The organism is Arthrobacter sp. P1_A5 (assembly GCF_056406825.1).
Map to the genome: position 1 here is coordinate 1 of NZ_JBFTZL010000223.1, position 5,344 is coordinate 5,344.

7 protein-coding genes and 1 rRNA gene are annotated in these 5,344 nt (G+C 63.3%); 4 read left to right on the forward strand and 4 right to left on the reverse strand.

The annotated features are described in order from the left end of the window. Positions 1–99: 99 nt before the first annotated feature. Positions 100–579: a hypothetical protein gene (locus tag AC1D1S_RS19000; protein WP_476995198.1), complete on the reverse strand. Its 480-nt coding sequence runs from the start codon at positions 577–579 to the stop codon at positions 100–102. A gap of 193 nt (positions 580–772) precedes the next feature. Between AC1D1S_RS19000 and AC1D1S_RS19005 the strand changes: the two genes are divergently transcribed. The 3 genes from AC1D1S_RS19005 to AC1D1S_RS19015 all read left to right on the forward strand — a co-directional run bounded on the left by AC1D1S_RS19005 (position 773) and on the right by AC1D1S_RS19015 (position 2,557). Further along, positions 773–1,159, forward strand: coding sequence for a VOC family protein (locus AC1D1S_RS19005; RefSeq protein WP_476995199.1), 387 nt, complete (start codon positions 773–775; stop codon positions 1,157–1,159). 171 nt (positions 1,160–1,330) lie between these two features. Further along, positions 1,331–1,672 (forward strand): YciI family protein, encoded by a 342-nt coding sequence (locus AC1D1S_RS19010; RefSeq protein ID WP_476995200.1) that lies wholly within the window; start codon positions 1,331–1,333, stop codon positions 1,670–1,672. 417 nt (positions 1,673–2,089) lie between these two features. Further along, positions 2,090–2,557 carry a hypothetical protein gene (locus AC1D1S_RS19015; RefSeq protein ID WP_028275259.1) on the forward strand — a complete coding sequence of 156 codons (468 nt, stop codon included), beginning with the start codon at positions 2,090–2,092 and terminating at the stop codon, positions 2,555–2,557. 44 nt (positions 2,558–2,601) lie between these two features. On the opposite strand, the gene AC1D1S_RS19020 is transcribed toward AC1D1S_RS19015, so the two are convergent. From AC1D1S_RS19020 to AC1D1S_RS19030, 3 genes are all read right to left on the reverse strand, one after another. After that, positions 2,602–2,904 carry a DUF1905 domain-containing protein gene (locus AC1D1S_RS19020; RefSeq protein ID WP_476995201.1) on the reverse strand — a complete coding sequence of 101 codons (303 nt, stop codon included), beginning with the start codon at positions 2,902–2,904 and terminating at the stop codon, positions 2,602–2,604. A 118-nt stretch (positions 2,905–3,022) separates the two neighbouring features. After that, positions 3,023–3,298 (reverse strand): hypothetical protein, encoded by a 276-nt coding sequence (locus AC1D1S_RS19025; protein WP_476946232.1) that lies wholly within the window; start codon positions 3,296–3,298, stop codon positions 3,023–3,025. A 214-nt stretch (positions 3,299–3,512) separates the two neighbouring features. Continuing rightward, on the reverse strand, positions 3,513–4,406 hold the full coding sequence (locus tag AC1D1S_RS19030; protein ID WP_476946233.1) for an SDR family oxidoreductase: 894 nt from the start codon (positions 4,404–4,406) through the stop codon (positions 3,513–3,515). Between the two features lie 753 nt (positions 4,407–5,159). On the opposite strand from AC1D1S_RS19030, the gene AC1D1S_RS19035 reads away from it, so the two are divergent. After that, positions 5,160–5,344: ribosomal RNA gene (locus AC1D1S_RS19035) — 16S ribosomal RNA — on the forward strand; the annotation flags it as partial.

Here is a 5,344-nt window from a genome sequence, read left to right on the forward strand (position 1 = left end):
CAGCCTGGACAGCATGGAGGCGGGGGTCAGGCCCGACGTCGTGCGGTGCCGTGTGGAGTTCTGCGCTTCGTGGCGGCGTGCTGTTATCGCCGCGTCCGTTCACGGGGCCTGCGCAGCCCCGGTCTGAGGAGGCCGGTCTTTTAAAAGGACCGTCGCGGCGATTGCGGTCCCAAATGCGAAGAGGACCAACGGTGTTTGGAAAATCGCGCCCATGATGGCGAACCCTGCATCGGCTATTGGCTTCGACGCCGAAAATAAGCATGCAGCGTCGATGGCCAATGCGGCCGCGTAGCCGACGAAGAAGCAGACGAGCAGCGCAGGAGTCCTGTAGGTCTTGGTAAACGCCCTAACCGCGAAGTCGTAGGCCAGGTATTTGAGTCCGATCATGGAGGGGACGAAGGTCAGAACGTAGAAAACGTCCACGTCCTCCGGAAATTCGGCGAGCGGAACGTTCGCGGTGCCTTGGTAAATGCCGGCTGAGTGGAACCAAAAGCCCGCCAGCTGGGCAGCGACAAGCAGGGCAGCCGCGGCACCGTACCGCAGCAGTACCGTTCCACGCCGTGTCATTCGGATTGCCATGGCGTCAGTATGACAGTGCCCGTCAAGGGCCTCCGCTCGAAGACTGGGCCACCGGCCGGCGTCGTGATCGCAGCCTATGTTTCCCTGCTGAGACTGGCGCCATGAACGTTCCAGAGACGTAGCCGGCGCTCTTGAAATCTGAAGCGTGCCGGATGTCAGATTGTCTCAGACAACCACACCCGAGGAGGTCGCCATGACGGTCGCTTTCAACCACACCATCGTCTACGCAACGGATAAGCGGCGGTCGGCGAAGTTCCTGGCCAACGTGCTCGGACTGCCGGAACCCCAAGCCATGTGGTCCTTCATGACCGTGCCCCTGGACCACGGGGTGGCCCTCGATTTCGCCACCGCGGACCGGCCCATCGCCCCGCAGCACTACGCCTTCCTTGTCAGCGAGGAGGACTTCGACGGGATCTTCGCAAGGATCCGGGCCGAGGGCATCCCCTACTGGGCGGACCCAGGACGGTCCCGCCCACAGCAGATCAACCACAACGACGGCGGACGCGGCGTCTACTTCGCGGATCCTGACGGGCATTTCCTTGAAGCAATCACGCGCCCGTACGGATCGGGTGCTGTTTGACGTCTCTTTTGCGCGTCACGGCCACCGGGACCGCAAAAGGAGCCGGCCGTCCGAAAGCGGATCCGCGAGCAAGCACCGGCCTCCGCGGGACCGCCTAGATCGTTGCGCGGCGCGAGGGCATCGGCGAGGATGAACGCGATTCACCGTGCTGCGAAGAAGGAGTCGACGCGAATGACCAAGTATCTGATCTCGTTTCCCAGTGCCGCCATGGTCTTCCCTGAGGAAGAGCTGCAGGCTGTTTCGGATGCGTCGCACGCGGTCGTCCAGGAGGCGAAGGATGCCGGCGTCTGGGTGTTTGGCGGCGGCATCGATGAGGGCATCCCGCCCGTCATGGTCGACGGCGATGGGACCGTGAGCGAGGGCACTTACCCGCAGACGACGCAGCTCGAAGGCGGCTACTCGGTGCTGGAGCTGCCCTCGTACGATGCTGCCTTGGAGTGGGCCGCGAAGATCGCGGCCGCCTGCCGTTGCGCGCAAGAGGTGCGCGCTTTCCAATACGACCCCGCCAGCTAGACGATGCTGCTCATCCTTGAGACTGAGCTCCGCGCCCAGGGGATCACGGCCCATGTGACTGCTCCACCGGCTGACCTCTTTCTCGAAGACCACCGCATCTGGCGGCCTCCCACCGAGACCGCCATGCACGCGGGAGCTGACGTGAAGGCGCCGACGAACGAATAGCGGCGGCGGGAGAACCTCGGGGCACCGTTCCCCGCCCCGGACAGGCGCGGAACACCGGCGTCGTCGGTCAAGTGTCTAGACACCCGCATTGGCGCGGGAGCATCCTAAACGTGTGCGCGTTTCGGGAGGAGAGCGGCCACGGGGCAGGGAGATCCCGCCCTGGCTGGGGAACCCTGGGGAACCGGTGGACCGTTGGCAGTCCCACCTTCCAGGCGTGCGGACACGATCGGCGAGGGAACCGGGGACCAGATCATGGACGAAACATCCGATACGCGGCAAAGGCTGTCCAACCGCATCGACGAGAAGCAACGGGACCTTCAGTCCTACCTCGGCAGGGAACGACCACGGCGCTCCCGGCTGGCCAGCATCAGCATCGTGGGCAGTGCGCTGGCCGCCGCGTTCACGGTCGGCCCCGCCGCCGGTGGCACCGGGTTCACTGAAGCGGTGGCGAACATCTTCAACCTGGCCGACGACTCGATTGTGTGGCGCGGGCTGTGTCTGCTGGCGGTGATCTGCTCCGTTGCCGCGGCGCTGGCCACGAACTTTGCCACGTCCCGTTCCGTGGCGGACCGTGTGAGCGCAGCCGAGACCGCCAGCGCCCAGCTGGAGGGGCTGCAGGTCGCGCTTAACTTTGGCCACATCGAGATCGACGAGGCCGTCAAGCTGTATCAGCAATACGCCACGCAGGTGGCCTTCGTGGAGGCGTCTCCGGCGGGGTGAACTGTTCCTTCAAGCAGCTCCTTCGCGCCGCTCGTTACGCGTGTTCAGCCCGTGAGTTCGACGTCGACTTCCACCTCCACCTCATCGCCGGCGCGAATGCCGGCCGCGGTTCTAATGGCCTTCTTGACGGGGAGGAGATACGAGTTGGTCCTGCTGTCCGGGAAGAGCGACGTCCGCCACCGCTGCCCGGCGATGCAGGCCTTCACCTTCAACGAACCGAAGCCCTTCCGGAACGGAGCGGCTTGGTCCTTGAGCTGCTCCGCCAGGTCTGGCGGCAAGGTGATGAAGTGCCAGCCTGCCTGCTCGGGGTAGTGCCACAGCTCGGCTCGGAACGCGTACGTCGTCACGCTCTTAGTGTGGCACGGTCGAAAGGTCGGCCCGGTGAGTGCCGGCCTGCCCAGAGATCGTTCCATCCTGTCAGGGTGGCAGTGCCATAGCAGGGAGTGAATAGCGCGGCGGAAGCGACTAGTGCTGCCCCGAGGCTGTGGTCCCGAACATCAGGGTCCGTCGCGGCACATCGTAAAACACGGTCGCCGACGCGGAAAGGAGCGCCTGCAGGTTCTCGGCATCCTGCCCGTCCAATGTCAGGAGCTCTTCCCATGCCCCTTGATCAAGGACCAGCTGAAGCGTCCAGGTGCCAGGCTTTCCGGGGTCGCCCGCCACCCAGCTGAACTGGTAATGGCTGACCTGACGGACTTTGATGCTGTCGTCAGTCAAAGGCTGTTTAGGTGTGGGGCTCATGTTTTCCTCCTGAACACGCCGCGCCCGTTTTGGTACGACCGCGCTATTTGCCATTAAGCAAAATATAGGCCCGCGGCGAAGCTTCATCCAGACYCCTGTCCCGCATACCGTCTAGGGTCACACCCACGAAAAGCGGCCCTTCCCGAGCAGCTTGACGCTGCGGGGAAGGGCCGCACGGTTTACGCCCGCGTCCGCCTCGGACTACGGCGATGGACTACGGCGTGGGGCTGCCGCCGTTGACGTTGAGCGTCTCGCCCACGACATAGCTGGACTCCGCGGACGCCAGGAACACGTACGCGGGGGCAAGCTCTGCCGGCTGGCCGGCACGGCCCAGGGGAGTGTCCTTGCCGAACTCGGGCAGGGCCTCCACTGGCTGCCCGCTGCTGGGCTGGAGCGGCGTCCAGATGGGCCCGGGTGCGACCGCGTTGACCCGGATGCCCTTCGGGGCGAGCTGCTGGGCCAGACCCTTGGTGAAGTTGTTGATGCTGGCCTTGGTGGTGGCGTAATCAACCAGAGTCGGCGAGGGGTTGTAGGCCTGGATGGAGGTGGTGTTGATGATGGCGGACCCGGGCGGCAGGTGCGGCACGGCGGCCTTGGTCAGCCAGAACATGGCGTAGACGTTGGTCTTCAGCGTGTGGTCGAACTGCTCGTCGGTGATCCCACCGATGTCCTCCTGCGCCACTTGCTTGCCGGCGTTATTCACGAGGATGTCCAAACCGCCCAGTTCGCGCACCGCAGTGTCTACCAGCTCGCGGCACGTCGCCGAGTCCTTGAGGTCACCGGGAACCTTGATCGCTTTGCGCCCGGCTTTCTCGATCAGGTTCGCGATGCGGGTGGCGTCCTCCTCCTCTTCGGGCAGGTAGGAGAGGACGACGTCGGCGCCCTCGCGTGCGAACGCGATGGCCGTGGCGGCGCCGATGCCGGAGTCCCCTCCGGTCACGAGCGCCTTGCGGCCCTCGAGCCGGCCGGTGCCGCGGTATGTGTCCTCGCCCAGGTCCGCCTTTGGGGTCAGCTTGGCATCCAGGCCGGGTTCTGGCTGGCTCTGCTTCGGGGGTGAGATGTGTTCGTACGCTGTTACCGGGTTTTTGAAGGTGTACTGATCAGTCATGATGCTCCTCCGGATGTTGGGGTCTCAGCGCGGACAATGTGCACTCCACGCACATGCTAAGCATGCTTACAATCAACCCTAGCCAGTGCGGCGGTTCCGGCGCAACGGACCTGGCGGCTAGGTAGGGCGGGCAGTCGCTTGGAGGCGGCTGCTCGCTGGGAGGTTGCACGGCTCCTCTCTGTCAGGCGGAACCTGCGGCGTGTGACCCACTCCATAGAAGCCCGACGGCGGCCGGCTGGCCCTTGGGGACGGCGGGAGCTGCCGAAATCCGCGCGGATCCGGGGGAATGTGACGCCAGGGGACACCTCAGGGGGCCGATTTGTGCAGGGTCCTCCGGGCGTGTAAAGTAATTCGAGTCGCCGCCGCTGATGCGGAAAGAAAGCGACCGACCCCCTTCTAAACAGCCTGAAAATGGTTCGCGAATTTGCGTGCTAAATAACGGCGGGGACCTTCTTGGATGAATGTAAATCGCAGAAATGCGAATTTGCAAAGACTTCCAGGATCGGGTAAGTTTGAAAAGTTGCTCCGGAGCGATCCTTGACTGTTTGGTTGGTTGTGGTGGTGCCGGGTGTGTCTGTTGTTTGAGAACTCAATAGTGTGCCAAGTTTGTTGATACCAATTTATTGTATTGAATTGGTTGAATTTGCCGGGCCCGCCACCCCGTGGTGTGGTCTGGTGTTTTTGGCTGGTTTCAAATTTTGTGCAGCGTGTGYATCCCGTTTTCCCGGGGGCGCATGTTGTGTCTGTTTTACTTCAACGGAGAGTTTGATCCTGGCTCAGGATGAACGCTGGCGGCGTGCTTAACACATGCAAGTCGAACGATGATCCGGTGCTTGCACCGGGGATTAGTGGCGAACGGGTGAGTAACACGTGAGTAACCTGCCCTTAACTCTGGGATAAGCCTGGGAAACTGGGTCTAATACCGGATATGACTCCTC

What these genes read in the sequence shown, in the direction of transcription:
- AC1D1S_RS19000 (WP_476995198.1), bottom strand. Translation starts at nt 579, where the DNA reads ATGGCAATCCGAATGACACGGCGTGGAACGGTACTGCTGCGGTACGGT.
- AC1D1S_RS19005 (WP_476995199.1), top strand. Translation starts at nt 773, where the DNA reads ATGACGGTCGCTTTCAACCACACCATCGTCTACGCAACGGATAAGCGG.
- AC1D1S_RS19010 (WP_476995200.1), top strand. Translation starts at nt 1,331, where the DNA reads ATGACCAAGTATCTGATCTCGTTTCCCAGTGCCGCCATGGTCTTCCCT.
- AC1D1S_RS19015 (WP_028275259.1), top strand. Translation starts at nt 2,090, where the DNA reads ATGGACGAAACATCCGATACGCGGCAAAGGCTGTCCAACCGCATCGAC.
- AC1D1S_RS19025 (WP_476946232.1), bottom strand. Translation starts at nt 3,298, where the DNA reads ATGAGCCCCACACCTAAACAGCCTTTGACTGACGACAGCATCAAAGTC.
- AC1D1S_RS19030 (WP_476946233.1), bottom strand. Translation starts at nt 4,406, where the DNA reads ATGACTGATCAGTACACCTTCAAAAACCCGGTAACAGCGTACGAACAC.